Origin of the sequence: Bacillus cereus group sp. N21, from assembly GCF_016483395.1 — a bacterium.
GTDB lineage: Bacteria > Bacillota > Bacilli > Bacillales > Bacillaceae_G > Bacillus_A > Bacillus_A pseudomycoides.
The window spans coordinates 1-244 of sequence record NZ_JAEHBX010000411.1 but is presented as its reverse complement, the minus strand read 5'-3'; the positions used below and the strand labels follow the sequence as shown (position 1 = coordinate 244).

Below are 244 nucleotides of genomic sequence, written 5' to 3'. Positions count from 1 at the left end.
GTGGAGCCTAGCGGGATCGAACCGCTGACCTCCTGCGTGCAAGGCAGGCGCTCTCCCAGCTGAGCTAAGGCCCCAAAATAAGTATCGGGAAGACAGGATTTGAACCTGCGACCCCCTGGTCCCAAACCAGGTGCTCTACCAAGCTGAGCCACTTCCCGAAGGAAAAACGCGCCCGAGAGGACTCGAACCCCTAACCTTTTGATCCGTAGTCAAACGCTCTATCCAATTGAGCTACGGGCGCATA

General features: G+C 57.0%; 3 tRNA genes. All 3 read right to left on the bottom strand.

The annotated features are described in order from the left end of the window. Position 1: 1 nt before the first annotated feature. Positions 2-74: transfer RNA gene (locus tag JDS96_RS31445), tRNA-Ala, on the bottom strand. 10 nt (positions 75-84) lie between these two features. Continuing rightward, positions 85-158, bottom strand: a tRNA-Pro gene (locus JDS96_RS31440). Between the two features lie 9 nt (positions 159-167). Next, positions 168-241: transfer RNA gene (locus JDS96_RS31435), tRNA-Arg, on the bottom strand. Between the last annotated feature and the right edge of the window lie 3 nt (positions 242-244).